The organism is Sandaracinobacteroides saxicola (assembly GCF_014117445.1).
Taxonomy (GTDB): Bacteria; Pseudomonadota; Alphaproteobacteria; order Sphingomonadales; family Sphingomonadaceae; genus Sandaracinobacteroides_A; species Sandaracinobacteroides_A saxicola.
In genome coordinates, this window is record NZ_CP059851.1 from 324,056 (window position 1) to 349,731 (window position 25,676).

The 25,676-nt window shown below is 64.0% G+C and carries 22 protein-coding genes; 6 read left to right on the forward strand and 16 right to left on the reverse strand.

From position 1 onward, the window contains the following. Positions 1–57: 57 nt before the first annotated feature. The 7 genes from H3309_RS01645 to H3309_RS01675 form a co-directional block, all read right to left on the reverse strand. On the reverse strand, positions 58–564 hold the full coding sequence (locus H3309_RS01645) for a DUF2285 domain-containing protein (RefSeq protein ID WP_207791542.1): 507 nt from the start codon (positions 562–564) through the stop codon (positions 58–60). Further along, on the reverse strand, positions 509–832 hold the full coding sequence (locus H3309_RS01650) for a transcriptional regulator domain-containing protein (protein ID WP_182296914.1): 324 nt from the start codon (positions 830–832) through the stop codon (positions 509–511). The genes H3309_RS01645 and H3309_RS01650 overlap by 56 nt, the downstream gene beginning before the upstream one ends. Positions 833–947: 115 nt before the next feature. Next, positions 948–1,214: a DNA -binding domain-containing protein gene (locus H3309_RS01655; RefSeq protein WP_182296917.1), complete on the reverse strand. Its 267-nt coding sequence runs from the start codon at positions 1,212–1,214 to the stop codon at positions 948–950. A gap of 98 nt (positions 1,215–1,312) precedes the next feature. Beyond that, a complete protein-coding gene (locus H3309_RS01660; RefSeq protein ID WP_182296919.1) occupies positions 1,313–1,576 on the reverse strand; it encodes a helix-turn-helix domain-containing protein in 264 nt (87 codons plus the stop codon). A gap of 189 nt (positions 1,577–1,765) precedes the next feature. After that, positions 1,766–2,092: a DUF736 domain-containing protein gene (locus H3309_RS01665; RefSeq protein ID WP_182296921.1), complete on the reverse strand. Its 327-nt coding sequence runs from the start codon at positions 2,090–2,092 to the stop codon at positions 1,766–1,768. A gap of 610 nt (positions 2,093–2,702) precedes the next feature. Beyond that, complete coding sequence (locus H3309_RS01670) at positions 2,703–3,143, reverse strand: hypothetical protein (protein ID WP_182296923.1); 441 nt, start codon at positions 3,141–3,143, stop codon at positions 2,703–2,705. A 141-nt stretch (positions 3,144–3,284) separates the two neighbouring features. Continuing rightward, positions 3,285–3,449: a hypothetical protein gene (locus H3309_RS01675; protein WP_182296925.1), complete on the reverse strand. Its 165-nt coding sequence runs from the start codon at positions 3,447–3,449 to the stop codon at positions 3,285–3,287. Between the two features lie 656 nt (positions 3,450–4,105). Here H3309_RS01675 and H3309_RS01680 point away from each other — a divergent pair. Beyond that, positions 4,106–4,807: an aspartate/glutamate racemase family protein gene (locus H3309_RS01680; RefSeq protein WP_182296927.1), complete on the forward strand. Its 702-nt coding sequence runs from the start codon at positions 4,106–4,108 to the stop codon at positions 4,805–4,807. 43 nt (positions 4,808–4,850) lie between these two features. On the opposite strand, the gene H3309_RS01685 is transcribed toward H3309_RS01680, so the two are convergent. Together H3309_RS01685 and H3309_RS01690 are read right to left on the reverse strand one after the other, a co-directional pair. Further along, on the reverse strand, positions 4,851–5,771 hold the full coding sequence (locus H3309_RS01685; protein WP_182296929.1) for an NAD-dependent epimerase/dehydratase family protein: 921 nt from the start codon (positions 5,769–5,771) through the stop codon (positions 4,851–4,853). Between the two features lie 8 nt (positions 5,772–5,779). Beyond that, positions 5,780–6,766 (reverse strand): NADPH:quinone reductase, encoded by a 987-nt coding sequence (locus H3309_RS01690; RefSeq protein WP_182296931.1) that lies wholly within the window; start codon positions 6,764–6,766, stop codon positions 5,780–5,782. A 94-nt stretch (positions 6,767–6,860) separates the two neighbouring features. Between H3309_RS01690 and H3309_RS01695 the strand changes: the two genes are divergently transcribed. Further along, positions 6,861–7,199, forward strand: a complete 339-nt coding sequence (locus H3309_RS01695) for a winged helix-turn-helix transcriptional regulator (RefSeq protein WP_182296933.1) — start codon at positions 6,861–6,863, stop codon at positions 7,197–7,199. A gap of 97 nt (positions 7,200–7,296) precedes the next feature. Here H3309_RS01695 and H3309_RS01700 read toward each other — a convergent pair whose 3' ends face one another. The 7 genes from H3309_RS01700 to H3309_RS01730 all read right to left on the reverse strand — a co-directional run bounded on the left by H3309_RS01700 (position 7,297) and on the right by H3309_RS01730 (position 18,521). Further along, the gene (locus H3309_RS01700) at positions 7,297–8,220 is read right to left on the reverse strand and encodes a DUF2493 domain-containing protein (RefSeq protein ID WP_182296935.1); all 924 of its coding nucleotides are present in this window, start codon (positions 8,218–8,220) and stop codon (positions 7,297–7,299) included. A 354-nt stretch (positions 8,221–8,574) separates the two neighbouring features. Next, positions 8,575–9,636 (reverse strand): DUF7146 domain-containing protein, encoded by a 1,062-nt coding sequence (locus tag H3309_RS01705; RefSeq protein WP_182296937.1) that lies wholly within the window; start codon positions 9,634–9,636, stop codon positions 8,575–8,577. Further along, positions 9,636–13,970, reverse strand: a complete 4,335-nt coding sequence (locus tag H3309_RS01710) for a strawberry notch family protein (protein WP_182296939.1) — start codon at positions 13,968–13,970, stop codon at positions 9,636–9,638. The genes H3309_RS01705 and H3309_RS01710 overlap by 1 nt, the downstream gene beginning before the upstream one ends. A 118-nt stretch (positions 13,971–14,088) precedes the next feature. After that, a complete protein-coding gene (locus H3309_RS01715) occupies positions 14,089–14,733 on the reverse strand; it encodes an antitoxin of toxin-antitoxin stability system (protein WP_182296941.1) in 645 nt (214 codons plus the stop codon). Next, positions 14,726–15,142: a hypothetical protein gene (locus H3309_RS01720; protein ID WP_182296942.1), complete on the reverse strand. Its 417-nt coding sequence runs from the start codon at positions 15,140–15,142 to the stop codon at positions 14,726–14,728. Before H3309_RS01720 ends, H3309_RS01715 begins: the two co-directional genes overlap by 8 nt. Positions 15,143–15,247: 105 nt before the next feature. Continuing rightward, entirely contained in the window at positions 15,248–17,392 is a 2,145-nt protein-coding gene (locus H3309_RS01725; protein ID WP_182296944.1) for a ParB/RepB/Spo0J family partition protein, read from the reverse strand. Between the two features lie 160 nt (positions 17,393–17,552). Next, a complete protein-coding gene (locus tag H3309_RS01730; RefSeq protein WP_182296946.1) occupies positions 17,553–18,521 on the reverse strand; it encodes an ArdC family protein in 969 nt (322 codons plus the stop codon). 506 nt (positions 18,522–19,027) lie between these two features. On the opposite strand from H3309_RS01730, the gene H3309_RS01735 reads away from it, so the two are divergent. The 4 genes from H3309_RS01735 to H3309_RS01750 all read left to right on the forward strand — a co-directional run bounded on the left by H3309_RS01735 (position 19,028) and on the right by H3309_RS01750 (position 25,663). Further along, a complete protein-coding gene (locus H3309_RS01735; RefSeq protein WP_182296948.1) occupies positions 19,028–20,986 on the forward strand; it encodes an ATP-binding protein in 1,959 nt (652 codons plus the stop codon). Positions 20,987–21,174: 188 nt separating this feature from the next. After that, a complete protein-coding gene (locus H3309_RS01740; protein ID WP_182296950.1) occupies positions 21,175–21,849 on the forward strand; it encodes a hypothetical protein in 675 nt (224 codons plus the stop codon). 3 nt (positions 21,850–21,852) lie between these two features. Continuing rightward, complete coding sequence (locus tag H3309_RS01745; protein WP_182296952.1) at positions 21,853–23,565, forward strand: ATP-binding protein; 1,713 nt, start codon at positions 21,853–21,855, stop codon at positions 23,563–23,565. A gap of 70 nt (positions 23,566–23,635) precedes the next feature. Then, complete coding sequence (locus tag H3309_RS01750) at positions 23,636–25,663, forward strand: Druantia anti-phage system protein DruA (protein WP_182296954.1); 2,028 nt, start codon at positions 23,636–23,638, stop codon at positions 25,661–25,663. Positions 25,664–25,676 lie beyond the last annotated feature (13 nt).

Below are 25,676 nucleotides of genomic sequence, written 5' to 3' on the forward strand. Positions count from 1 at the left end.
AAAATGTAGCCTTGTCCTTGGCCGATTTCTTCGGATTCTCCGTGTGCGCTGGCAGCCCTACCATCTACGGCGATGACTCAGCAGGCGTCGATAGCCGCCCGCGATCATGGCGAGGCCGCCGCGCACAAGTTCCATCGTTGCAAACCGGCGCGAGGATGTTTTCCACGGTTCATCGGCAAGGTCGCGCGTGCCGAACAGTGTCACGGCGATTTCGCGGTAGCTGGCGCCGCTGAGACGACCGTCCACGGCCTGCAACATCCGTCGCGCACGTTGACGCTGCTGCCGCGTGAGCCGCGTGTCGGCAGGGATCGCGCGACCATGAAGCGAACTCAGAAGACGGGCGACGGCCTCAAGCCGATCAAAGCCTTCGGGGCCGAGCGGGATGACGGCCGCTGCGCCTTCGTCGGCGCTCGCGCCGGCGAGGCGTAGTATCTGAAGCCGTTCACCGTTCGTGAGGCTGTGAAGAAAGTGGGATCCCTGCGCGTCTGAGTGGCTGGCAGTCTGCGACTCAATGGCTGGCGACTTGTCGTCCTTCGCCAGGATCGCAGGCGGCGCGGTCAACATTACGACGCCGGTGTTCACGGTGGGCGCCCAGATGGGTGCGGCCTCTTTGGCGTCGAGGATCGGCGACAACAGGAAATCGCAGCCCCCATTTGCGCCGCGCCGCATCGGCCGCCGTGGTGTTAGCGTCCGGCGCTGCCTGAGCCGTTTGGAAGTCGTGCTGGTAGTCTTCGTTGCGGCGCAGCCATTCCCAGGCGAGTTCAGGCGAGACGAGATCTTCGACGTATTCGTAGCGTCCGGACGATCGCCAGTGCGAGATGTCGGGGGTCATTAATACTCCGCCAGCAAATCTACAACAGCTTTGCCGAATAGATTCCACTGCTGCGACGAGAGCGGAAGCGGGAGAATCGGAAACCCGCGATGCCACACCGGCATCACCTCCCGGATCACCGGCGAGGGCGCTCGTGCGCGAGCTCGCGGTAGCCGTGCTGGCTCATCCATCTGGCGCGGGCAAGATGACTGTCGTGGACGCGGCGTGCGCGCTCCGGCTCGGCAGCCGGGTCGATGCCGAACAGGATCGAAACTGCTTCTTCCCAAGCCGCGCCGTCGGAAGCGGCATCGAGGAGGCGCAGGTAGAGCGTCATGTGCGACCGATCATAGTCGGTGACCGATACGCCCTCGGGCGGTCGTTCCAAGAAATCAGCCTTTGTCACGACGCCCCACCCAGATCGCTTCGCTGCCCGTCGGCGGCCGGAGCGTTAACCAGCATGGGTTCACGGAGCAATCGCTCCAGATGCGCAAGCTCGACCAACTACACTCGCGAGCGTTCCTGCACGGTCGATGTTCGGTTACGGACAAGCATCACCCCTTCACCTTGGTCGGACTGCAGAACAACGATGCCATGCGCTTCAAAGGCCCGGCGCACCTGATCGCGCGTGCTCTCGTACACCTTCAAGTCGCTCTCCGACTCGAGGCGCTTGAGCGCGGTCAGTGATACACGGGCTTCGTCAGCGAGCGTCTCCTGTGTCCAACCCAGCAGCGCGCGTGCGGCCCGCGACAGTCGGGCGGTGATCATGCATGATCACCTCCACTCGGACCTCAGCGCACGCCAGAACTACGGCTATAATAGTCGTTCTGGGCCTCAGTGGCCAGACTGAAGAGCGTCTATTGCGGTCGTTCGAGTAGTTCAGGCAGCAACCTGATTCGGATGCTTTGGCTGACGAAGACCCCGTCCGGATCGACCGGACGGGGCGTCGCCGGAGCCTCAGTCGCCGTTGCGGCGGGTGGGGCGAGACCAGATGAGGCTGAAACCTTCGCCGTCCTCATCGTCGAACAGGTTGGCGTAGATCGGGGCGTTGAAGCTTGGGTCGTCCAGCTTGAGGCCAAGATAGTCGCGGCCCTCGTTGGAGCGCTTGGACCAGGCGGCGCCGATCTCGGCGCGACCGACCAGGACGCGGTGGCTGGGGGCGTTCTCGCCGGTGGCCCGGGTCTCGGGGACGATGCGGACATTCTTGGCCTGAACGCTCAGGGTGACGATCTCGCCGGTGAACTCGTTCGTGCCGGTCTTCTTGAAGGTGCCGATGGTGGCCATGTCATTTCTCCTCGATCTGAAGTCTCGAGCCCGCACCATTGCGGCCTCGATGGCGATCGACGGGCCGGAGACGCTCGGCGGCGCACCCCAGCCTCGGGGCCCCAGTTCACTGGGTTAGGCTTGGGGCCTGACAGCAAAGGAGGAACTTTCTTGTCCCGCGAGGAATGGCGGCGCAGCCGGCAGGGGAAGAAAGTTGTGACGCCGCTGTTGCGCCATAGGCGAGCGAGGCGTGAGCCGGTATTCGGCCAGATCAAGCCATTGAAGAGGCCGCTCGGGTGCGCTCGATGTGGCTAGATCCCGAGGGGATGAAGTGGCGGCGCAGGGCATCGACCGACTTGGCACGCGCGGTTCACGTGATCGACGTTTCTGAGCGCGGAGCTGACACGTCTCGTCCTGCTGATGAGGAGCGCCTGACCGATGACGCCCGTCAGCTTGCGTTAGGTCAGTCGGCGAATGAGCAGCCTGGGATCAGACGATCAGCGAGCACTGCGCCATGACAGGTTGCGCGCTGACGTGCGCGCCCTTTCGCCCGATCTCACATCAGGTCGGTCGATGGTTGTTGCGTGGTGCACGTCCGCTTTCTGGTCCGGCTCTGCGGCCAGTTGGGCATTCAGGCATTGGCAACGCCCCGGCTAGTCGATCCTGGCGGGGTGAGCGACGTCACGCGGATGAAGGTCGTGACTGCAACCGCAATCGCCCCGATGACCGAGAACGCGAGCTGCCAGGTTTCCGAGGGCATGATGTGCTTCACGATGCCATGCGTCGCGTGAAAGCCCGCGATGGCTGCGGGCGCGACGAAAGCCAGGGCGACGAGGATTTTCAGCCAGGCCGGCCGCAGAACGGCAAGCAGAAGCTGGCCGACGCCGAGTGCGATACCGGCGCCAACGGCGCCGATGACGATGGCACCGAGCAGGCCGGCGCCGGTCTGATGCGCCCAGATGCCGGCGCTGACGCCGATGAAGGCTGGGAGCGCAAAGACAGCGAGCGTGAACAACAACCAGCAAAGCACGCCGATGGCGGCAAGCGAACCGAGAATGGCGAAGACGATCATGGTGGTGGCCTCCGTGACAATAGGTCTGACGGGTGCGCCGACCACCACCACCAAGGCGCAATAGAAAGTATAGCCAAATTCGATGCGCTTCGGGAGCGGAAATCGAACCGATCTCCGCCTGCGAAGCTGTTCCGCCAGACGTCAGACGTCGAACGGATCGATCTCGGCCACGATCTCGGCATCGCCGTCGAACTCGTTGCAGGGAGTGACGGACAGTGTGCCGTCGCCCGCCCGGAAGATGATGATGGCGACCATCAGGGTGCCAGCGAGGCTGTTTGCGAAGGCGTAAGCGGCGTCGAGGGACATCGGTCCGGCTCCTGTTCCGAGCGGAGGACCATCCCCCGCTGACAGGCGCCCCGAAGTGTCCGGCCGTGGGCCGCAATCACCGCGCAGGCGAAGACGAAGCGGCGGCACGCCATGGCGTAGCCGACCCTTCACGGGTTGATGGCTTCAGGCCCTCGGTTGGACCAAGGATCAGCGCAGGGACGAGGGGGTGGGCGGACGCTGAATATGGGCGGGATTGCAGCTTGCTTACCGAAGTTTGGCTGACTGCAGTCAGCGCGTCACGGTTGCCAAGGATCGGCCAAGGTCGGGCCTGGGGCGCCGAACGTTCTTGTGTCACCCCATTGCACCACGAACCCGACCTTGTGGGCGATCGTGGCGATGCAACTCGTGAACATCGGGAAACCCATGCAAACGGGCGTGCATTGACGGCTAGAATGAGCCGGCGGCGCTTACAAACCGCCATGTATCGAGGTCCGAGTTGCGGTGGCATGCAGACAGGCAGGCCCTGGGCGACATGTGACAAAAATCGCCGTTTCGCTGACTTGCTTGAGCGGGTTGCGAGCCCCATGAGCGCTGTGGCGAGCATCTACTAGCGACCGCCTGCAATGCCAGTTAAGAAGAGGACGACGAGCTCTGGAATTGAGCAAAACGAGGCGTTTCGAGGCAGGTGAAAGCCGATGAAGACCATCGGACTAATTGGCGGCATGAGCTGGGAAAGCTCGGCGCAGTATTATCGGATCATCAATCAGGGCACCCGCACTCGGTTAGGCGGCGTTCATTCAGCCAAGAGTGTGATGGTGTCGGTCGACTTTGGCGAGATTGAGCGCCTGCAACACGATGGACGCTGGACCGACCTGACGGAGCGCATGGTGGAGGCGGCTCGTCAGGTGGAACGAGCAGGCGCAGACTTCTTCCTGATATGCACCAACACCATGCACCGAATGGCGAAGGAAGTAGAGGATGCGGTGGAAATCCCGCTCCTTCACATCGCGGACCCTACGGCTGAACGGATCACAGCGGACGGACATGCCCGTGTCGGGCTGCTTGGTACCGCATTCACGATGGAGCAGATGTTCTACAAAGGACGGCTGACAGACCGGCACGGGCTGGAGGTGCTCATCCCTGATCGGGACGACCGTGCTGTGGTCCACCGGATCATCTACGAAGAGCTTGTCACCGGGCGCGTGCTCGACTCTTCGCGCGAGGCGTATCGGGACGTGATTGCCCGGCTGGTTGTGCGCGGAGCCGAGGCAGTTATTTTGGGCTGTACGGAGATCATGCTTTTGGTCGGTCGCGACGACAGCGCTGTGCCTTTGTATGACACGACCGCCCTCCACGCCGAGGCGGCAATCGAGTTAGCAACCGCCATCGCAAGCTGATCAGTCCAAGCTGCCGGAAAGCAGGCGATCGGCATTGGGCGTTTCAAGGCGGCGGCAAGCGATAGGACCCCTTCGCGATTTCGTTGAGAATGCTTCCCTCATGTACCGGACGCCAACCGAGTGAGCGCGCCCTCGAACTTGCCGTCTGATTGTTGATCGCCATCATTGCGGCGAGCCAATCGCCCCAAATCGTCGTCGCCTCGTTTCGATCAATCGAAAGAGCTGACCTTTCCGTCGCCACACCGACGGCTTGGGCGAGGCCGAACGCGGAGACGCCATTCTCGGCGGCGGCGTGGATCAATGTACCGCCGAGTTCTGCGTTTTCGAGGACGATACGATAAAGCGTCGCAGCGTCGTCGACATGAACCGCTGAATAAAGGTTTGCGCCCGCGCCAACATAGCCCGAATAGCCAATCTTGCAGGCCGCCTTAAAGAGCGCGGGAACGAAGACGCTCCCTCCATGGCCGTAAACAAAAAGCGGCAGCCGCACGACGGCGCAATGCATCTTGTTTCGGCGGCCGTAGTCAACGACGAGGTGCTCGACCGCCGCACGGCCCGAACGATCCGCGACCGGCATCGCCGTCTCCGCCGCATCGTCGATCACCTCCTTTCCGGTGTCGCCCAGAATGCCGGAGCCGGATGATAGGATGAAGCGAGTTCCCGGTCGTGACAGCCCGTCCAACATGGCGAGCACGGCCGCGCGATCGGTCTGGACGGCCTCGCCGAAGCGGGACAGGTCGTGGTCGAATGCGGTATGAACGACCGCGTCAACGGATTGCACGGCGCTGGTCAGCGTCGCCGTATCGCGGAGGGATCCTTGCTTCGGTGCGACGCCGATCCGGTGGAGCGCCTGCGCGGAAGCATCCGACCGTGCCAGTCCGATGACTTCGTGCCCTGCCTCGATTAGCAGGTTTGCGACTCGGCTGCCGACATAGCCGGTGGCACCGGTAAGGAAGACGCGCATCCTCCGCCTCAACCGACGCGAAGAAGGATTTTGCCGACGACCGTGCCGCTGTCCTGCGCCGCGTGGGCGCGGGCGATTTCGTCGAGCGGCAGATCAAGTCCGATGACCGGGCGACAGGCGCCGCTTGCCAGCGCGGCATTGATGTCGCGCGCGGCATCGAGGTGCGCCTGATGCGGCATGGCATAGACGAACACCCAGCGGATCGTTGCGCCGCCGAGCAGCGCGGGCACGAAAGGCACGGTTAGCATCGTATCGGCGCTGTCCGAAGCGTAGGCACAAATGACGCCGTTGGTGGCGAGGCAGGCGAGATCGGTCGCGATGTTGGTGGCGAGCGAAACGTCAATGACGCGGTCGACGCCGTGTCCATCCGTTGCCTCGCGCACGTGCGACGCGATGTCGTCGGCGTGCCGGTTCAGGACGAGGTCGCACCCGGCAGCGCTGACCACGCGCGCCTGTTGTTCGCGGCTCACCGTCGCGATCACGCGCGCGCCGAGATACTTGGCGAGCATCACCGCCGCCAGTCCGACCGCGCCCGTGCCGCCCTGAACCAGCACCCAGCGTTCTTCGATCGCTCCATCGGCGAGGAGGCAGCGATGCGCCGTCATCGCGGGCACGCCGAGACAGGCACCGACCTCGAACGAAACCCCTTCGGGCAACGCAACCGCCTGTTCGGCGGGTACGATGCAGAGCTCTGCGCCTGTGCCGAAGGGGCGGCCGCGCTGCGCCTCGTAAATCCAGACACGTTCACCGATCCGTGCGGGATCGACGCCGGGACCGACGCTTTCAATCACGCCAGAGCCGTCCTGATGAGGCACGATGCGCGGGAACGGCATCGGCGCGCCGCCCCATCCGCTACGCCCCTTCGTGTCGGACGGGTTCAGCCCGCTGACCGCGATGCGCACGCGCACTTCGCCAGGGCCGGCCATCGGATCGGGCAGTTCGCCGAGCCGGAGGACCAATGGGTCTCCCTGCTGATCGTAATAGGCTGCGCGCATATCTCTGCTCCTCGCGTCGACCATCGTCCGGACGGATCACCAAACGCAAGTAGGCAACTTGATTGCTGCTAGGGTGCTTTTGTATACTAAAAAGATGCCAAGTGCTGATCGCCAGTTTCAATGTCCCGTCGCCGCGACGATTGCGGTCGCTGGCGGCAAGTGGAAGCCAATCATCGTCTTCCACTTGCTCGATGGCACGCGACGGTTCGGCGAGCTGAAGAAGCTCAGCGGTGGCGCGTCGCAGCGCGCACTGACAATGCACCTGCGTGAACTCGAAGCCGATGGGATCGTGTCGCGCCGCGTTTACGCGGAGGTGCCGCCGAGGGTCGAATACTCGCTCACTGAGCGGGGCCGAAGCCTTGAACCCGTGCTTCGGGCGATGAAGGCGTGGGGCAGTGAATACGTGACAAGCTACAAGGGCCCGGAGAAGTAGCTAGGGATGCGGCCGCTAGTTGCGGTTAAACGTTCATTGCCGACCGACCGAAGCAATGTCGGTAGCAGACGTTGCAAGCGGATCGTGATGGCGGCGCTCACGCGCCGCCGAACCTCCAGACCGGGATGCCGAGCTTCTTCGCCTTGTCGGCCAGGTTGTCCTGGATACCGGTGCCGGGGAAGACGATGACGCCGATCGGCAGTATGTCCAGCATCTGATCGTTGCGTTTGAACGGGGCGGAGCGGCCGTGCTTGGTCCAGTCGGGGGCGAAGCCGATCTGCGCGACGCCGCGGTTGTCGGCCCAGCGGGCAGCGATCTTCTCGGCCCCTTTCGGAGATTTGCCGTGCATCAGCACCATGTCGGGATGCTTCGCGCGGACTTGGTCGAGCTTGGCCCAGATCAGTTGGTGGTCGTTGAAGTCGAGCCCGCCGGTTAGCGCGATCTTCGTCCCGGCGGGCAGCAGCACCTCGCGATCGGCGCGTTTGCGCGCGGCGATGAAGTCGCGGCTGTCGATCATCGCAGAGGTGAGCTGGCGATGGTTGACGCGTGAGCCGTGGCGGGGAGACCAGTTCGAGCCGGTCGTCTTCCGGTAGAGGTCGGCGCCGGTGTCGCGGAGGAGTTCGAGGGCGTCGCGGCGTTCGATGAGCCGCTGTCCGGTGGCGATCAGCGCTTCGAGTTGCACGGCCTTCACCTCGGAGCCGTCCTGTTCGCGTTGCCCCTGCTTCTGCGCCTGCTCGTTGTCGTCGAGCGTGCGTTCGACCCGTTCGACGGCGCGGTGGAAGGTGTTGACCGTTGACCAGAGCAGGTCGTCGAGATCTGCGTCGAGGCCGGTATCGGCCATGGTGGCGATCAGAGCGTCGAAGATGTCGGCGACGGCGCCGGCGATCACGCGATCTTCCGGGATTGGTCGAGGATCGGGTTCATCCTCGCGGGGATGGAAGCCGTAGAGCTGAAGCTCGGTCAGAACGTGGTCGGTGGGAGATGAGATGTGGTCGGGCTCAAATTCGTCATGCTCGCTCATCGGAAGCTCCGTTCGCTGGACCGCGACCGCCGCGGCCTTCATGGCGACGAAGCCGTCGGACGGGCTGGACTGGCACCGGGAGCGAAGCGAGGGGCCGCAGCGTGAGCGAAGGACCGCAGTGGCCGGCTATTTTGTCTCGCGATGGAAAGGCCCGAGCCGGGGTCCCCGCGCGGCTTGACCGCGTGGGGTGGAACGGGCCGCCGGAAAATAGTCGGCCACAAGGTTGCCTGGATGGACCGTCTGATGGCCGATCGCCCTCTGGAAGGCCGGGGCGCGGTCCTCTGGCGAAACGGTTATCCCAGATGCAGGCGTTTCACGAAGTGCTCGACCGGCGGTCGCCTGCCTCCATCCCGGTCAGGCTGCATGCTCCATGAAGCGTGCGACGTCCTGGGGCGCGATCTGGACTCGGATGGCCGCCCGTAGCGCCGCGAGCCCCAGCAGCCGGAGGTCTTCATTGAAGTCGCCAAGCGTCGGAGACAGGATGACCGCCTCGATGCCCGCTTGCTCCGCGCGGGTCATCAAGGTCGTCACCGCTGCATCGCCGGCGGGATCGTCATCACGCGCGACATACAACCGGTGCAGGGTGTCGGGGAACTGGATGGCGGCGAGATGCGCCGCCGACAGCGCGGCCACCATCGGCATGGTCGGCAGGACGCAGCGCAGCGACAGCATGGTCTCGACGCCTTCGCCGGCCGCCATCACCGAGCCCGGCAATCCGAAGCGCACGGCAGAACCGAGGAGACTGCCCATCGCCCGTCTCGGTGTCTCGACTGGCGCCTTGCCTAAGGTCGCTTCGTTGAAGCCGTCGGGGTCCAGCCAGGTGCGGTGCGCGCCGGTGAGCTTGCCATTGAGATCCGTGACGGCGGCGATGATCGCCGGCAAGATCTCGGTCGGGGAATGCTCATCGGGCCGGAAGAAGCAGCGAGGATGGAAGCGCAGCGATCCGGTTTCGTGCAAAGACGTAATGCCGCGTCTGCGCAGATACGTCTCGGCGAGTGTACGGCTGATTGGCCGTGCCATCGCGAAGAGACGCCTCGCGGCTTCTGGCGAACCCATGGGCATCGCAGACGTCCTAGCCCGCCGCGACTCTAGTGCGGGCTCTGGATGCGGGAGGCTCAAGAAGCGCCGCGCCTCCTCGGCGATTTGCTTGAAGTCGCGAAGGCCGCAGGTTTCGCGAATGACATCGAGCAGATCGCCATGCTCGCCGGTGGCGGCGTCGGTCCACTTGCCGACGGCGCCCTTACCCGTCTGCGGCCCCTTGAGCCGCACGAACATTGAGCGGCCTGGCGTGTTGCGAACGTCGCCGACCAGCCAGTAGCCTCCCTGTCTTGTGCCGTTGGACAGATAGTGCCGGCACACGGCTTCGGCTTGGCCGGCAAGGCGGGCAGCAAGATCGGATGCGTGCAAGCTGGCCATCACGCGGCCTCCCGTTCAGAGATTCGCGTGACCGGATAGCGCTCCATCACCTTGGCAAGGACGGCCACGCCGGTCGCGTCGGTCGGAACGAACATCCGGAGCTTCCAGGAGATGATCTCGTGGAACAGGCCGTAGGATCGGAGGCGATCGCGCATCGTGTCGGAGAAGCCCGATAGCTCGATGCGGTGGACGCCCATCACCCGCACGCGGTGGAGCTGTAGGTCTTCGGCGAGATCGATCACCGTGCCGCCGGCCACCAAGGCTGCGAAGGCATCGGCAGCCGTCAGCGTGGGCACTTCGATCGCGAGCGCGTTGGCCGCCCAAGCTGGAGACACGCGTCGACCTATGATGCGTTCACCGTCGTCCGTCTGGAGGCGATAGACACGCGTGCACTCATCCGGGAGACGCTTCCAGATTGGAAGCAGGAGCCCGGCGACGACATGGATCGTGCTGTTGGTGAACTCGGGGATCTGCCCCAGTTCGCGCTGCCATGCCGCCGCGAAGACCTCGCGATCGGCCACTCGCCAATGGCTTTCCGCCATCGACGCCAGCGATGCATGGTGATGTTCCATCGGCCGGAGCAAGCGCACCCGGCGTTCGATTTCGCCATCATCCAACATGATGCTCGGGGCAGGCACCTGCACCGCCGCCCTTGCGGACCGCTCGTTGATGAGCAGAGCCGCCCGTGGATCGGCGAGAAGCTCGAAGGCTTGCTCGAGCGACAGGGGCCGGTTGCGCTCGCGCTGAGTGATCGTCAGCAAGCGGGTTTCCGCGCCAGTGGCGGGATGCGTGTAGATGGTGTGCCGGTCGGTGACGACGAAGCTTTCGGCCTTCAGCGTTTCAAGCCCGATGTCATAGGTTCCGCTGGCCAGTGCTCCAGCAATCCGGGCATTGAGAAGTTGCTCGAAGGCCCTGAACAATATGCTCTGCAGGTCGATCGTCAGCGCCAGCAACCGATTGAGAAAGGTCGTGATCGGCGGCAGCTCGTCGCGGATGCCCGTGTCGTCCATCAGGCTGAGGCCGGTGGCGCTCTCGAAGAGCTGGAGCGGGCAGCCATCGACCTTGCCGCGGACGATCAGCATGTAAAGTTGGCGCAGCGCGTCGCGCGCGTGGGGGCTTTCGAGATTGTCCTCGGGTCTGAAGAGGCCCTGTCCGCCGGTCTGGCGCTGGCCGCGGGTGATTGCCCCGAGCGTGTCGAGCCGGCGGGCGATGGTCGACAGGAAGCGCTTCTCGGCCTTCACATCGGTTGCGATCGGACGAAACAGCGGCGGCTGCGCCTGGTTGGTGCGGTTGGTGCGACCAAGGCCCTGAATGGCGGCGTCGGCCTTCCAGCCCGGCTCGAGGAGATAGTGGACGCGAAGGCGCTGGTTACGCGCCGCGAGGTCGGCGTGATAACTGCGCCCGGTGCCGCCAGCATCACTGAACACTAGGATGCGCTTGGCATCATCCATGAAGGCGGCGGTCTCGGCGAGGTTGGCGGAGCCCGGACGGTTCTCGACCATGAGCCGATCACCTTTGCGGATGATGCGCCGCGATCGCCCGGTCACCTCGGCCACCAGGTCGGTTCCGAAGCGCTGGACGATCTGATCGAGCGCGCCAGGCACCGGTGGCAGGCTTGCGAGTTTCTCGATCAGCCGGTCACGCCGGGCGACCGCTTCGCGGCTTTCGACGGGCTGCCCGTCGCGGGAAACGGGTCGCGAGGAGAGATTGCCTTCCGCGTCGGTGAACGGCTCGTAGAGCTGCACCGGGAAGGAGTGTTGAAGGTAAGACAGCACATATTCGCGCGGCGTGATGTCGACGCGCACGTCGTTCCAATCCTCAGTCGGCACCTCGGCCAGTCGCCGCTCCATCAGCGCCTCACCGGTGGAGACGATCTGGACGACGGCCGCGTGTCCGTCATCGAGATCACGCTGGATCGAACGGATCAGCGTTGGGGTCTTCATCGAGGTCAGCAGATGCCCGAAGAAGCGCTGCTTGGTGCTCTCGAAGGCCGAGCGGGCCGCAGATTTGGCGCGGGCGTTGAGGGTTCCGGTCTCGCCGGTGATGTTCGCGGCCCGCATCGCGGCATCGAGATTGTTGTGGATGATCGAGAACGCGCCAGCATAGGCGTCATAGATGCGGCGTTGCTCATCGGTCAGCGCGTGCTCAACCAGCTCGTACTCGACGCCGTCATACGACAGGGACCTGGCAGTATAGAGGCCGAGGGCGCGAAGATCGCGGGCCAGTACCTCCATCGCCGCGACACCGCCGGCCTCGATGGCTGCGACAAATTCGGCCCTGGTGACGAACGGGAAATCCTCGCCGCCCCACAGGCCGAGACGCTGGGCATAGGCGAGATTGTGGACGGTGGTGGCGCCTGTCGCCGAGACGTAGACGATCCGAGCGCCGGGGAGGGCGTGCTGGAGCCGCAAGCCGGCACGGCCCTGCTGCGATGGCGCGACATCGCCTCGTTCTCCCTTTCCGCCGCCGGCGTTCTGCATGGCATGGCTCTCGTCGAAGATGATCACCCCGTCGAAATCGAAGCCCAACCAATCGACGATCTGGCGGACGCGCGAAACCTTGTCGGCCTTCTCATCGGACCGCAGCGTGGCATAGGTGGTGAATAGGACGCCTTCCGGCAGTGTGATCGGCCGTCCCTGCGAGAAGCGCGAGAGCGGCGTCACCAGCAGGCGCTCCATGCCCAGGGCCGACCAGTCGCGCTGCGCGTCCTCGATCAGCTTGTCCGACTTCGAGATCCAGACGGCCTTGCGCCGACCGTGCAGCCAGTTGTCGAGGATGATGGCGGCGGACTGGCGCCCCTTGCCGGCGCCCGTGCCGTCGCCGAGCATGAAACCGCGCCGGAAGCGGACGGCGGATGCCGCCTCGTCAGGTGCAGCAGAGACGACATCGAACGTCGCGTCGACAGTCCAGGCGCCGCTGAGGAAGCCCGTATGGGCCTCGCCGGCATAGATCACGGTTTCGAGCTGCGCGTCCGACAGTATGCCCTCGTTGATGAGCCGTTCGGGCAGGCGTGGACGATAGCTTGGCTTGGGCGGCGCGACCGACGCCATGGCCGCAGATTGCACGAGCTTGGTCGGATGGGCCTGAGAGCCGGGAATGCGGATCGTCTGAAGTCCGTATTCCTCGTAGATGGCGTCGGTCAGTCGCCCACCCTCGGCCGGCTTCCAGTCGAGGGTCTCATAGGAGATGTCGAGGTAACCCGGCTCTTCGAGCGATGACCTCTGCGGCGCGTTCGCGGTGCCGCGCGCAATCGGACAGGCAACCTGCTTCGGCGCCATCGCCGACGGCGCCGGCAGGGCGACCGAACTCGCCAGTGTGAGCCGTGGGGGAACGTGTTCCGTGACCCAGCCCATAAGCGTCTGCGTGTCGGGTGCTTGACCCTGTGATGCGGGAAACCGGGCCGGATCGTCTGCTGGCAGCTTGTCGAAGACGGTGAGCCGCGTCTCGATAGTGGTGCCGTGCTTGGCGTAGACGGCGCCGTCGATGCTCGCGGTGAATACGACGCGTCCGCGCTCCTGCAGTCGGATGAACGCGTCGCGCCAGGCTGGATGCTCCGGGCTGACATTGGCGCCGGTGATGGCCACCAAGCGCCCGCCCTCGGCGAGGCGGGCGAGCGCGGATGCGATGTGTCGCAGCGCTGCGTCGGCCATGCGACCGGAGACGTTCGCCATCGCCGAGAATGGCGGGTTCATCAGCACGACCGACGGGACCATAGCCGGGTGCAGATGATCGTCGATCTGCGCTGCGTCGAAGCGCGTGACTGCGACCGTCGGGAAGAGGGAGGACAGGAGGCTGGCGCGGGTTTCCGCCAGTTCGTTGAGGATCAAAGTAGCGCCCGCAATCTCGGACAGAATGGCGAGCAAACCGGTCCCGGCGGACGGTTCGAGCACACGGTCGGCAGGTGTAATAGCGGCCGCGCGCGACGCGATGAATCCGAGCGGGATGGGCGTTGAGAATTGCTGGAACGTCTCGCTTTCGAGGGAGCGGCGGGTGTGCGTGGGAAGCAGACCGGCGACTTTTGCGACCAGCGGCAGGGCAGCGGCCGGAGAGCCGGCTTTTTGCAAAAGCGCTTTGCCGTATTTGCGGAGGAAGAGAACAGTTGCTGCCTCGCAGGCGTCGTAGGCCAGTTTCCAATCCCAGGCTCCGGCAGCGTCGCTCGCGTTGAAGCTCGCTCCCATCGCGTCACGAAGCAGGGTGGCGTCGACACGTCGGCCGGCCTCGAGGTGGACGAGGATGGATCGGGCGGCATCGAGCAGGGCGGCCGTCCGATCGACGCGTGGCAGATGAGACGCCGGCCTGTGTTCTTGCGCGCATGGTGCGGAACGATCGTGCATGGGGAAGACCTCGAGGAGAGCGGGAACAGGGCGAGCCCTTGGGCGCTCTCTCTCGACCGTCCGGGCTCAAACCCGTCCCGGCCCCCTCTGCCTCTCGACGTGCGAGCGGCAGGCTGAATCAGCCGAAGCGCCGGCCCGCTTCGGTGAAGGTGTAGCCGTTCGCTGCAATCGCCTCGTCAACCACCTCGTCCGAGGTCAGATGCTCGTATTCCCGTTCGAGCTGGCGGTAGAGCCAGCGGGCCAGATCGCGGAGCGCTTCCGATACGGCATCTTCTGCATCGGCGGTCATGTCCTGACCCACGGGACTGTCGCGATCGACCATGATGGCCATGCACTGCTCGTGATAGTAGCGCCCCCGCTGGGTCATCGTGGCTCGGAGCTGGTAGACGTTGCGCCGCTGAACGGGCTGGAGGGTATCGGCGATCCGGTGAAGCGCGGTATCCGTCGGTGCATAGGCCCGGATGCGGCCGGAGGCGGATCTCGCGTGTCGGTAGTCGCCCTCGAAGCAGGCTCCGTCGCCCTGGCTCCAGAAGCCCGAAAACCAGATGCAGGGTTTCGAGCGGGTGCTGCCGCTGAACAGCGGGACAGGGCGCGTCCTGAGGCGGATGCCGAGGATCGCGCAGATACGTTCGAAGTCGTCATAGACGAACTCGAACCAGTCATAATCGAAGCCGCCCTCGCGGTACCATCCGCGCGCGGCATCCTTCGCCGCAGCTGAGAGTTCGTCGAGGCGATAGACGATGGTCTCGATGATCTCAGGCATCGGGATCACCTCCATCCACCGCGGCGGCGAGCCAGCCATCGGTGTCGATCCATCCGAGGGTCTCACCCGTGCCGAGGTCGAGGACGTGCGCACCGCCACCGAACGCATTGAGCCGGGGCCGCGAGCAGGTATTGGCGTATTGGAAGCCCCAACGGCCCTTGAGGCTGAACTCCGCCGCGCAGAGTTTCACGAACTGGATCAGCCGTTCGGGATCGCCGGAGACGTCATCCCGTAGCCAGAGCTGCGAGCCTCCGTGCTCCGGTTGGATGGAAATGAGGAAGCCCTCCGACGGCGGTTCTTCTGGCGCGCCAGCCTCGGACAAGGCATTGAAGAGATCGAGCGCACGCGCGGCATTTTGTGGCGTGCCGACGTCGAGCAGGCAGGAGAAGTGCGTGAAATAGTCTGCCATGACAGTCTCCCAAGAACATGGAAAAGCCCGGCGTGGCGACCGGGCTGATGGAAGGGGCTTATGAGGAAAGATGCGGGACCGCCGGAGCGGTCCCGCCTGGATCGGCTACTCGGCTGCGATGGCCGGGAGCGGCTCGGAATCTTCGTCCGAAGCTTCCTCGTCGCCTGAGAGGAACGCCGGCAGATCCACGGAACTTCCCTCAGCTTCGGGTTCGCCCGGTTCGGACGATGTGTCCGTGTCGGCGAGCCGCAGCGGCTCGGGGAGCCACCGGGCGTCGGCGAGAAGGCGTTCGGCTTCTTTGGCCATTTCAGCCTTCTTCAGATGCTCGATGAGCTGCGCCGCCCGGTCTCCCGCGCCCTCACGCACGGCCTCGACGATGCGGTGCTTCGGCACCCGGCCGAGATAATTGTCGACCGAAGGACGCCATCCGGCCTCCACCATGTCGAGACCAGTCGCCCGCGCGAGCCGGTCGGCCTGGGTAAGACGGCGTTCGAGCCCGTGCTGGGACACGCCGTTCCCGCCGTAGGGGTTCGGCTTCTCGTAAAGCGCGTTGACGCCGAAGCTCACGCAATGCGCGAGCAGCGAGAGTCGGCTCTCGTCGTCGAGTGCCGACAGCCAGTTCCAGAGCGCCTGATCGTCCTGCGGAAGATCGGCCTTCCAGGCGTCCTGACGCTTCGCGATCGCGCGTGCGGAGGGGCTGTCCTTGAGGTCGGCGGCCTGTGCGGGGAAGAAGACGTGTCGCACGGACGCTTCCAGGCATCCGCCGCCGGTGCTGGTGCGCTGGAATGTGTCGATGACGAGCTTGTGCAGCAGCGCCGTCAGCGCGGTCTGTGGGTTGCTCGCCACGGCGTCGCGCAGCGCGAGCGTGCGATGGGCGGTCAGTTCGATCACCAGGCGCTCGGGCAACGGCTTGATCACGTCGTCCTCGTCGTCCTCGCTTTCGATCGGCTGCCCGCCGACCGTGATGACGGTGCGGGACGTGCCGCTCGGTCCGGGTTCGCCGGCTTGGGCGCTGGTCGCCGCCGTAGCGCCATCGGTCTCGTCATCGGGCAGGACGAGGGGCGCCTCGTCGTCCGGGCGAACATAGCCGCGTTCGACCACGAGCCTGCCGTCCGCGCCGATGCTGACGAAAACGCCTGCACGGGTGATGTCGCTCGGATCGAAGATCATCGGCCGGTTGTCGAACTCGCCAAGCATGGCTTCGATCTCACCGAGCCGCGCATCGACCTCGTCGGGCAGTTCGTCCGCTTCTTCATACTCGGCCTCGAGCCGCTGGTACTCGGCGTTGAGCGCATCGATCGTCGCCTGCTCGTCTGCCGATCGTTCGGCGGCGACGCCGTCGATTTGGCGTAGACCATGGGTGTGACCGTAGGGGAAGTCGGCAGCGACCTCGATCCACTTCCAGCCTTCGGCCGCGATGGCCTCGGCCTCTGTCTTCAGCTTGGCGGCAACCAGGGTATCGAGCAGGGTGATATCGGCGAGCCAACCGCCATCGTCCTGTTGGAAGAGATCGCGCAGGACCGTTCCGCCAGCGGCTTCATAGGCATCGAGCCCGACGAACATGGCGCGGCGGTCCGACGCGCGCACCGTCTTCTCGGTCAGCATCCGGCGGATCTGATACGGCTCCCTGGACCAGGAGCCTGCGATAGTCTCCCAGACCTGTTCCTGCCTTGCATGGTCGGCACCGACCGTGAAGGCCATCAGCTGCTCCAGCGTCATGCCGTCCTCGGCATAGATGTCGAGAAGCTTCGGCGAGACGCCGGCAAGGCGCAGACGCTGCTTCACCACATGGGCCGAGGTGAAGAAGGCCGCGGCAATGTCTTCCTCGGACTGGCCCTTGTCGCGCAGCGCCTGGAACGCCCGGAACTGATCGAGCGGGTGGAGCGGGGCACGCTGAAGGTTCTCTGCGAGGGAGTCGTCTTCGGCCAGAATCGGCGTCGCGGGATCGCGCACCACGCACGGCACGGGGGCAGTCTTGGCGAGGCGCTTTTGCTTCACCAGGCGCTCGAGCGCCCGGTAGCGACGCCCGCCGGCCGGGATCTCGTACAGGCCGGTCTCAGCGCCATCGGCATCGAGGACGGGCCGGACGTTGAGGCTCTGCAGGAGACCGCGGCGCGCGATGTCCTCTGCGAGTTCCTCGATAGACACACCGGCTTTGATGCGCCTGACGTTCGCCTGCGAGAGCGTGAGCTTGTTGAAGGGGATGTCGCGCGACGGCGACAGGGTGATCTTCTGAATGGCAGTGGCCATGACAGGTCTCCGCGACGGGCGGCCTGGAGCCTCTCTCCCGACCTCCAACCCGTCACGAAAATCGGCGCAGCCCTCTTCCTCTCATCGCTTCCGGAAAGCCGGAACGCCGTAGAGCCGGAAAGACGGGACTGCGCCGATGCTTGGACCGATAACGAGTCGGTCAGGCCGCCTGGCGTGCGGCCTCGGGGGTGGTGGCAATTGCCTGACCCGGTTCGCCCGCATTTGGGGCGAAGGCCAGCAACCAGTCCGCTGCCTTGCTTGCCTGACTGGCTGCACGGACGATGGCGCGATTGTCCTCGCGCAGGACCTCGGCCCAGGATCCGATGTAGTCGGCGTGGCGGACGGTCGGGGCGATGCCGAGGGCGGCGCAGCAGAGGGCCGAGGCGATTTCGGCCACCAGTTCCTCGAACGCGTATTTCTTGGAGCCGAACGATCCTGTGAGATCGCGCCCCAGCCGATGGGCCGCGCCGCTGGCATGGGCGCATTCATGCAGCGCCGTGCGATGCCAGTTGATGGGCTCGAAGAAGGCCTGGGGCGGCGGCACCATCACATAGTCAGGTGCCGGCGCGTAGTAAGCCCTGTCGCCGCCGATGCGAAAGTCGATCCCGCTCGCCCGGATCAGCGCGTCGACCGTGGGCTCGATCAGCCCGGGTTCGGGCGTCGGCACGGCGGCCACGAGGTCCTCGGGCAGGCCGTCACACTGAGCGACGTTGAAGACCGTGAAGCGCTTCAGGAACGGGACCGCCTGTACGTCGTCGCCGGTCTCTCGCGCACGACGGCGTTCACCGTCCGGCACGAAGCGGTCGGCATAGACGACGGTGGTGCCGCGCTCGCCCTTTCGGACATTGCCGCCGAGCGACAGGGCCTGGCGGAAGGTCAGCCAGCCTTGGCTCGGGAAGCCAAGCGAGATCACCGCGCCCCAGAGGACCAGCACATTGACCCCCGAGTAACTGCGCCCAGTTGCGGCGTTGGTCGGCATGGCGAGTGGCGCCTTGGCCGCGGCCGTCCCCCAGGGCTGGACCCAAGGCAACCGTCCGGCCTCAAGTTCGGCCAGGATCTTGCCGGTGATTTCGTCATACAGGCTCGTCCGGTCGGCGCTCGGCCGGCAGCGTGGATCAAGTTTCGTCATCGCGGGTCTCCGCTACGGGCGCCGGAAGCCTCTCTCCCAGCCTTCAACCCGTCACGGAAAACCCAGCCTGCACTCTCACTCTCGGGGGCGTTGCGGGGAACTCCCCGCAGAAGGGGTCGGCTGAGACACGGCTCAGCTGCAGGGGAATGCTTTCCCCTCAACCGCTTACGGCGGTAGACAGCGCTGTCGAATCTCAATTAGCGGGTTTCTGGCTACCAATCTGCCGACGTTTTAACCTATCTCCACTTGGGAGTTTGGTTGAAGAGATCCGTCGACCTGCGTGCCGTCATATGGCGGCAGGCAGAGCTGAAAAGACCGTTCGAGGCGCGATCTCACCATGGGTTGTACGGCTGCGCGCCGAGCTTTAGGGCTTCCTGAGCAACAAAATAGATCTGTATTTCAATACTTTGAAAAAAAGTTTGTCGAACCGCGCACATTAGGCTCGGGATGTTGGCCTAGTGTAAGTGTCACCACGCGGCCAGGAGCCGTGATCAAAGGAGGATGACATGACCACCACTGACTTGAACACCACCAGCGACCGCCTGCTCACCGAGGTCGAGCGCCAGCAGAAGTACCTCGACCGTTTGCCGGAGAACTACGCCTTCCCGCTTTTCAATGCGGCGCAGGCGCTCGAGTCCCAGCGGCGCAGCGGATACCGCAACACGGCATCTGCGGCCCGCGAAATCGTCGATAACGCCTTGGAAGCTGGGGCGACCCGCGTCGATGTCTGCTTCGAGCGTCCCAAGACGCTGAAGGCTTATCAGCGCGCCGACTCCATCAGCGCGATCGCGTTCATCGACAACGGCTCTGGCATGATCCCGAAGATGGCCCAGTACGCGCTGTCCTGGGGCGCCGGCACGCACTTCGATGAGCCCGACTTCATCGGCAAGTTTGGCTTCGGCCTGCCGAATGCGTCGATCAACCAAACTCGCCTGGTAGAGGTCTACACCAAAGTCTCCGGCGCGCCGACGCTCACGAAGGCCTGGCTGGACGCCCGCGACGTCAAGGATCATGGCTTGCAGGCGATCCCTGCGCCCGTCGAAGCGCAACTGCCCGAGTTCGTGCAGACCTACTTGGACAATAAGGGCCTCTCGTTTGACCACGGCACGGTGGTCGTGTGGGTCGAGCCGGACCGCATCTCGTACCGGACACCGGCGCTGATGCGCGAGCATCTGGTCGATGATTTTGGCGTGACCTACCGCTACCTGCTCGACAAGGCGGAACTGTACGTTGAAGGCTCCAAAATCGAGCCGGTCGATCCGCTCTTCCTGACGAAGGGCGCGCGCTTCTACCTCGATGAGGACAAGGGCGGTGCGAAGATGCAGCGCGACTGGAACATTCCGGTGAAATACGCACGCGACGAGGAGGGCATCCTCTCGCTGTCGAAGGTCGAGGATATTGCGGAACTGGATTCGGAGGATCCGAATCTTGAAGCTGCCGGCGCGATTTACATTCGCGTCAGCCGGTTTCCGTATGGCTTTGCCGAGCACAGCAAGGGCAAGGCGGAGAACGACAGCCACCGTCGTTTCGAAATTCGCAAGACCCGCCGCGGCATGTCCTTCGTTCGGGCGGGTCGCGAAATCGAAACCGTGGACGTTTTCCCCAAGTCGATGCGCGATCAGGCCAAGGGTCTGGGCGATTGGCCGCTCCTGCAATCTTATGCGTACCACTGGGGCGTGGAGGTTCGTTTCGATCCGGCGCTGGACGAGATCTTCGGCATCACCAATGACAAGCAGACGGTCCGGCCGATCGAAGACCTATGGCGTCTGTTGACCCTTGAGGGGGTCGACAAGCAACTAGGCCTTGAACAGTCGTACCAGCGCAAGATGCGCAAGGAGGAGAAGGAAAAGCGCGAGGCCGCGGAAGCGGCGCGAAGCGCTGTCGCGACCGTCGCCGAGACGGCGGCGGCTCAGGCCGACTCCATGACCGGGAACAAGCCGCGGGTCACCGATCGCGCCAAGGGACAGGTGCGGGAGGAACTCGAACAGCAGGCGAAGCAGCAGGCTAAGGTCACCAAGACCTCGATCGAAAGTGCCCGCAAAGCACTGGAGGACCAGGCCAAGCAGCGGCCCTACGTCATCGATTTCTATGACGAACCCAAGGGGCCGTTCTACAAGCCCGAGTGGCAAACGGGCGGACAGGTCGCGGTGCTGATCAACCGCGAGCATGCCTTCTTCCAGGCCCTGTATGGCCCGCTCCTGAAGTTCGCGCAGGGCAATCAGGCAAAGCAGGCGCTCGATGTGTTGCTGATCACGCTCGCTCGTGCGGAACTGGTCATTGAGGACGAAACCTGTGCCGCTTGGTACGAGACGCAGCGTGAGCAGGCGTGGAGCCCGTTCTTGGCCAACGCCTATAAAATGCTGCAACAGGCAAATGCCCCGGTCGACGAAGAGACTGCCGAGTCGGCTGATGTCGATACAGATGACGAGGCCGGAGACGAGGGCAATCAGGCCGCCGCCGCGTGACCGTTTGGGGTGAGGACGTGGCCAACGTCCTCACCCTCTAGCCTGCCGGTCGCAGGCGCGCTATCATGGCCGAAGTACGAGTACAGCTCGAGACCAGTGTAGGTGCGGCCAAGAGCCGTCATGTCCCCGGACGCTGCAACGGCCTTCAAGCTGAGTTTTGAAGGCAATCGCAGCGAAAGGAGGACTCCGTGGGCAACGGCGTCACAACAGTCATGTTGGATCAGTTGATCCAGGCCGCCCTTACGGGCCAGCCGTATAATCAGCAGCGTCTCGGCGCTGAAGCCGAGCGCTACTCCCTTCGGCTGACCCGCGCTAAAGCGCCGGATCTGCCGGACGACCTGCACGAAGAAATCTGCCTTGAGGCGTTCGTCGAACTGTTCAAGGTGGGCGCCAGCGCGTTGACCAAGCACAGCGGTCGCATCCTGTTCCGGCACGCTGTCCTCGCGGCAATGCGCACGGTGCGCGCCAACTATGCGCCGCCGGGCGAACGGACTCGTCCTGCCAAGTTCAAGTCGGCCGCTGCTCGGCAGACGGTTCCGGCGAAGATCGCTGCCGAAGATGTTGGCCGTATCGCCGACGCTTATACGGTGGAGGGCAATACGGTCCTGGAAGGCGAGTTCGGGCACATCGACTTCGATCGCTTTTCGGATCGCCAGCAGCAGGTGGAGATTCAAAGGATCGAGTTCCGGGTCGAAGCCGACGCCGTTCTCAAGCACGCCCTTCCGGAGGTGGCGCGAGCGCTCCGTCTGATCCATCTCGACGACCACACGATCGAAGAGGCGGCTCAGCAGGTTAACATGAGCCGCTTCGTATTGAAGAGACGCATGGACAGCTTCTGCGCGGATATGCAGGCGGCCGCCTGAGCGATGTCCTACGTCAGACAGTCGGCGCGGGAGCCGGATTTCGGTCCGGTTCTCGACGCTCAGCGCACCTACGCCGCGAGTCGCGGTCAACGCTCGCGCTTTGGCCTGATGGTTCCGGAGGCCTTTGTTCGAGGCATCCGGGACATTGGGTATCGCAGCAATGGCGACGCGATCGCTGAACTGATCGACAACGCCCTTCAGGCCTACGCGGATCGCGTCGATGTCCTGTTTGGCTACGAGGGTACCACTTCCAACAAGAAGCCGATGCAGTTGGCCGTCGTTGATAACGGCCACGGCATGGAAGCAGAAATGATCCGTATGGCGGTCATGTGGGGTGGCACGCACCGGGAAAACGACCGTCGGGGGCTTGGGCGGTACGGCTATGGTCTACCATGCTCGTCCGTCAGCCTGGGGCGGCGGTTCACCGTCATTTCGCATGTCACCGATGGTTCATTTCGAAGCGTCACCCTCGACCTCGATGCTATCACTGCGGGCGATTACACCGTTGCTTCGGGAGACATCGTCGTACCTGAACCGGTCCCTGCCGAACTGCCGCCTTTCGTTCGCCGGCACATCGCCGAAGCTTATCCAGACGGCTTCCGGTCCGGAACGATCATCCTGGTCGAAAAGCTAGACCGGCTGGAATGGACGACTGCGCAGGGGCTGCGAGACAATCTCTGCCGACAGTTCGGCGTCACCTATCACAAGCTAAGAGGGGAGGCGGCGCTGTTCGTGGACGGCACCTTTGTCGAGCCGATCGATCCGTTGTTTTTAACCCCCGGCTTCCATCTGGTCGACCTTGACACGGATCGGTCCAACCCCTTCGATCCGGTTCGGATCGAGATCCGCGATCCTGAGTCCAATGCCTATCTCGGCGCGGTCACCCTTCGCTATGCTTGGTTTCCGCCGAGTTTTGGCTCCATCGACAAAGGTCGAGACGCCGTTGGTCTGAATGCAAATCCTCGCTTCTCGATCCTGAAAGATTATCACGGGCTGATCTTCAGCCGGAATGGCCGTCTCATCGACGTACAGACGCGTACGCCTTGGACGAGCTTCATCAACAACGACCGCTATATCAAGGTCGAAGTCGAGTTCTCCGCCACTCTCGACGAAGCCTTCGGGGTCACGACGTCCAAGCAGCAGGTCACAGTCTCGCCGTTCATTTGGGACCACCTGCGGGCAGCGGGCCTTCCCAAGGCGATCGAGCAGTTGCGTAACAAGGTCAAAGAAGCGAAAGCCGAGCGAAGACAGGAGGCCTTGTCGCCAGGTGCGGGGGAGCAGCGACTGTCCGAGCGCGCCATGACAATCGCCGGCGCGATGGGCGTCGCGGGAGGCGATCAGCACCAGTGGAATCTGGCGTTACGCGTTTCCCCTTATCGGCTTGAATATGAACATCTGATCGGGCAGCCCTTCTTCAGGGTAGGCCGCGAGCATGGCGCACGGACCCTGCACCTCAACACGGCGCACCGATTTTTCGAAGAGATTTACGATAGCCGGATGTCGACGCCAGAACTGCGCTCAGCGCTCGAAATCCTGCTCTTCTCGCTTGGCGACGTCATGCTTGAAGGGCCGGAGGAGGACCGACAACGGGCGTCTGACCAACTGCAGTCCTGGTCAAAACGTCTCGACCTTGCGTTGGGGATGTTGGCCGAACACCTGAGCGTGGGCGATGGCACGGATGTGGGCGTGTCAGCTTGGTCGGACGAACTTCCCTAGCGAAGAGGACCCTGTTGGGCTATCGTCCAAAGGGGTCGCTTGCGCGGCCCCTTGCGATTCTGGGGTTTGAGTGTCCACTGACGAGAAACTATTTGGTCCAGGCCGTTCGCGCGCGTTTTCCCCCTATCTGGCGCCGGGGGAACGCAAGCAACTTCATGCCCTCCTCAATCCTGGTGCCGCCCTTCCTGCCAGTTTTGCCGACGAATTGCGCTCCCTCGCGCGGCGCTACATCGATGACGGCGACAGCATAAAGTTGCGGGCGGTTTGCCTGCTCGTCGCAGATCTGTGCGAACAGGGCTGGCAAGTCGCGTTGGAGTCCGATCGCATAACTTTCCAGCCTCCGGGCATCTCTCGAACGGACGAACAGTCCGTCGACGATATCAAGGTTCGGGTTCGAGCGGCCCTTCAGAGCGCTCGGCGCCGACAATTGCAGGAACCGGCGGTTCGCAATTTCTTGATCAGGGTCGAAAGGCGCACGTTCCGATCTGGCCATCGCGCTTCAATTATCGACCTGATCGACGACGGGGTGTCACTCGCCAAAGCTCTGCGGTCGATCGAACATCTGCCGGACGACGATCGGGAGATCGCCTTGAGAGGCATCATCGACCCTGTCGTCGAGATCGCCGAGGCCGGCGCGAAATGCGCCGATACCGGGCTGCCCCTCATCGATATCTGGCGTTACTTTCGCCACACCTGGGCGCACGAATATCGTTCGATTCCGGGGCGTCAGATGATGGTGCTGATCCGGAACGCGGCGCGACCGCTGCGGCCGGTCATGGGGATCGCCATGCTCGCCAGCCCCGTCATGCGGCTGGCTGCGCGGGACAACTGGATTGGCTGGCTTCGCGACGCAGCTGAGGAGCGGGTGCGCTCAGAGGTTTGGGACGCGGGCGATTTCGGCGCTTCGCTGATGCATCGGATCGACTCGTCGATAAACGCCGTACGCTGGGATGATTTGGCGACCATCGATGAAATCGCGGATCCGGGTGAAACGGTCGCGCTGCGGTTAGAGCAGAGGGCTGCCGGCGCCGCTTTCGCGCGGGATCAGCAGTTACGTGATCACTACGAAATGCATCGAGATGCTGATGGTCAGGTTCGGCCACATCGCGGCGTTCTGAAGAGCGCTCAGCCGGACTCCGATTGGCGAGCGGCCTCGGAAGATCTGCTGTTTGTTCGCAAGCGCGCCGAGAGCCTTGCCCAGCTTCTTTTCGCAAAGGGCATGTTGAAGGGCGCGAATTTGATCCGGGAGCCGGCGGCTGGGCTGGAGCGTCTGTTTGCAACCCGCAGCGGACAGCGGGCCTTGGACATCGCGCTTGCGGAGTTCCGTAAGGCAGGCTTGTCCAGCGAGGTTGCCGACGTCAGTATCTGCGGCGCCGTTCACCCGTACAATGAATTGCTAGGTGGCAAGCTCGTCGCGCTCCTCCTGACGTCTCAGGAAGTCAGGGACGCCTACTCGAGACGTTATGGCGGTCAGACCAGTGTCATCGCCTCGCAGATGGCGGGACGTGCCATATCGAAGCCTGCCGATCTCAAAATCCTGACAACCACCAGCCTCTACGGCGTGGGCTCCAGTCAGTATAATCGCCTCGTGCTTCGTGCCGATGACCACCCCGGGCTCCCCTACGACATCAAATGGGGTGCAATCGGGAAGAGCCTTACCGGCGGCTTCGGCACCCTCCACCTGGGCGGCGAGACCGCTCAGGCCTTGAGAAGCATGGCGATGTCCCGTCACGACTCGCGGCGGGTGAACAACCGGTTCGGCGAAGGCACAAGCCCTAGGCTGCGGCAAATCCGGGAAGGTCTTGATGCCTTGGGGCTGAAGAGCGATGCGATCCTACACCATGCGACGCCGCGGATCTTTTACGGGTGTGAACTCAGCCCTGGGTCAAGGTCAGCGCTGCTGAATTTGACGCCGGCAACCGACACCTACGCGACCTGTCCTGACATCGGTGCCGCTTGGCGGCGTCGGTGGGTCATGAACCGGGCTCGCCGCGAGGAGACGCTCCAGGCGCTTGAGAGGCTGGGACCGACCAGCATCCGGGCGAGCCTGCATGCAGATGCGGATGGTCAGTTTCTGCTGCCTATAGATGGCGGATAGGCAACTGCGGGCT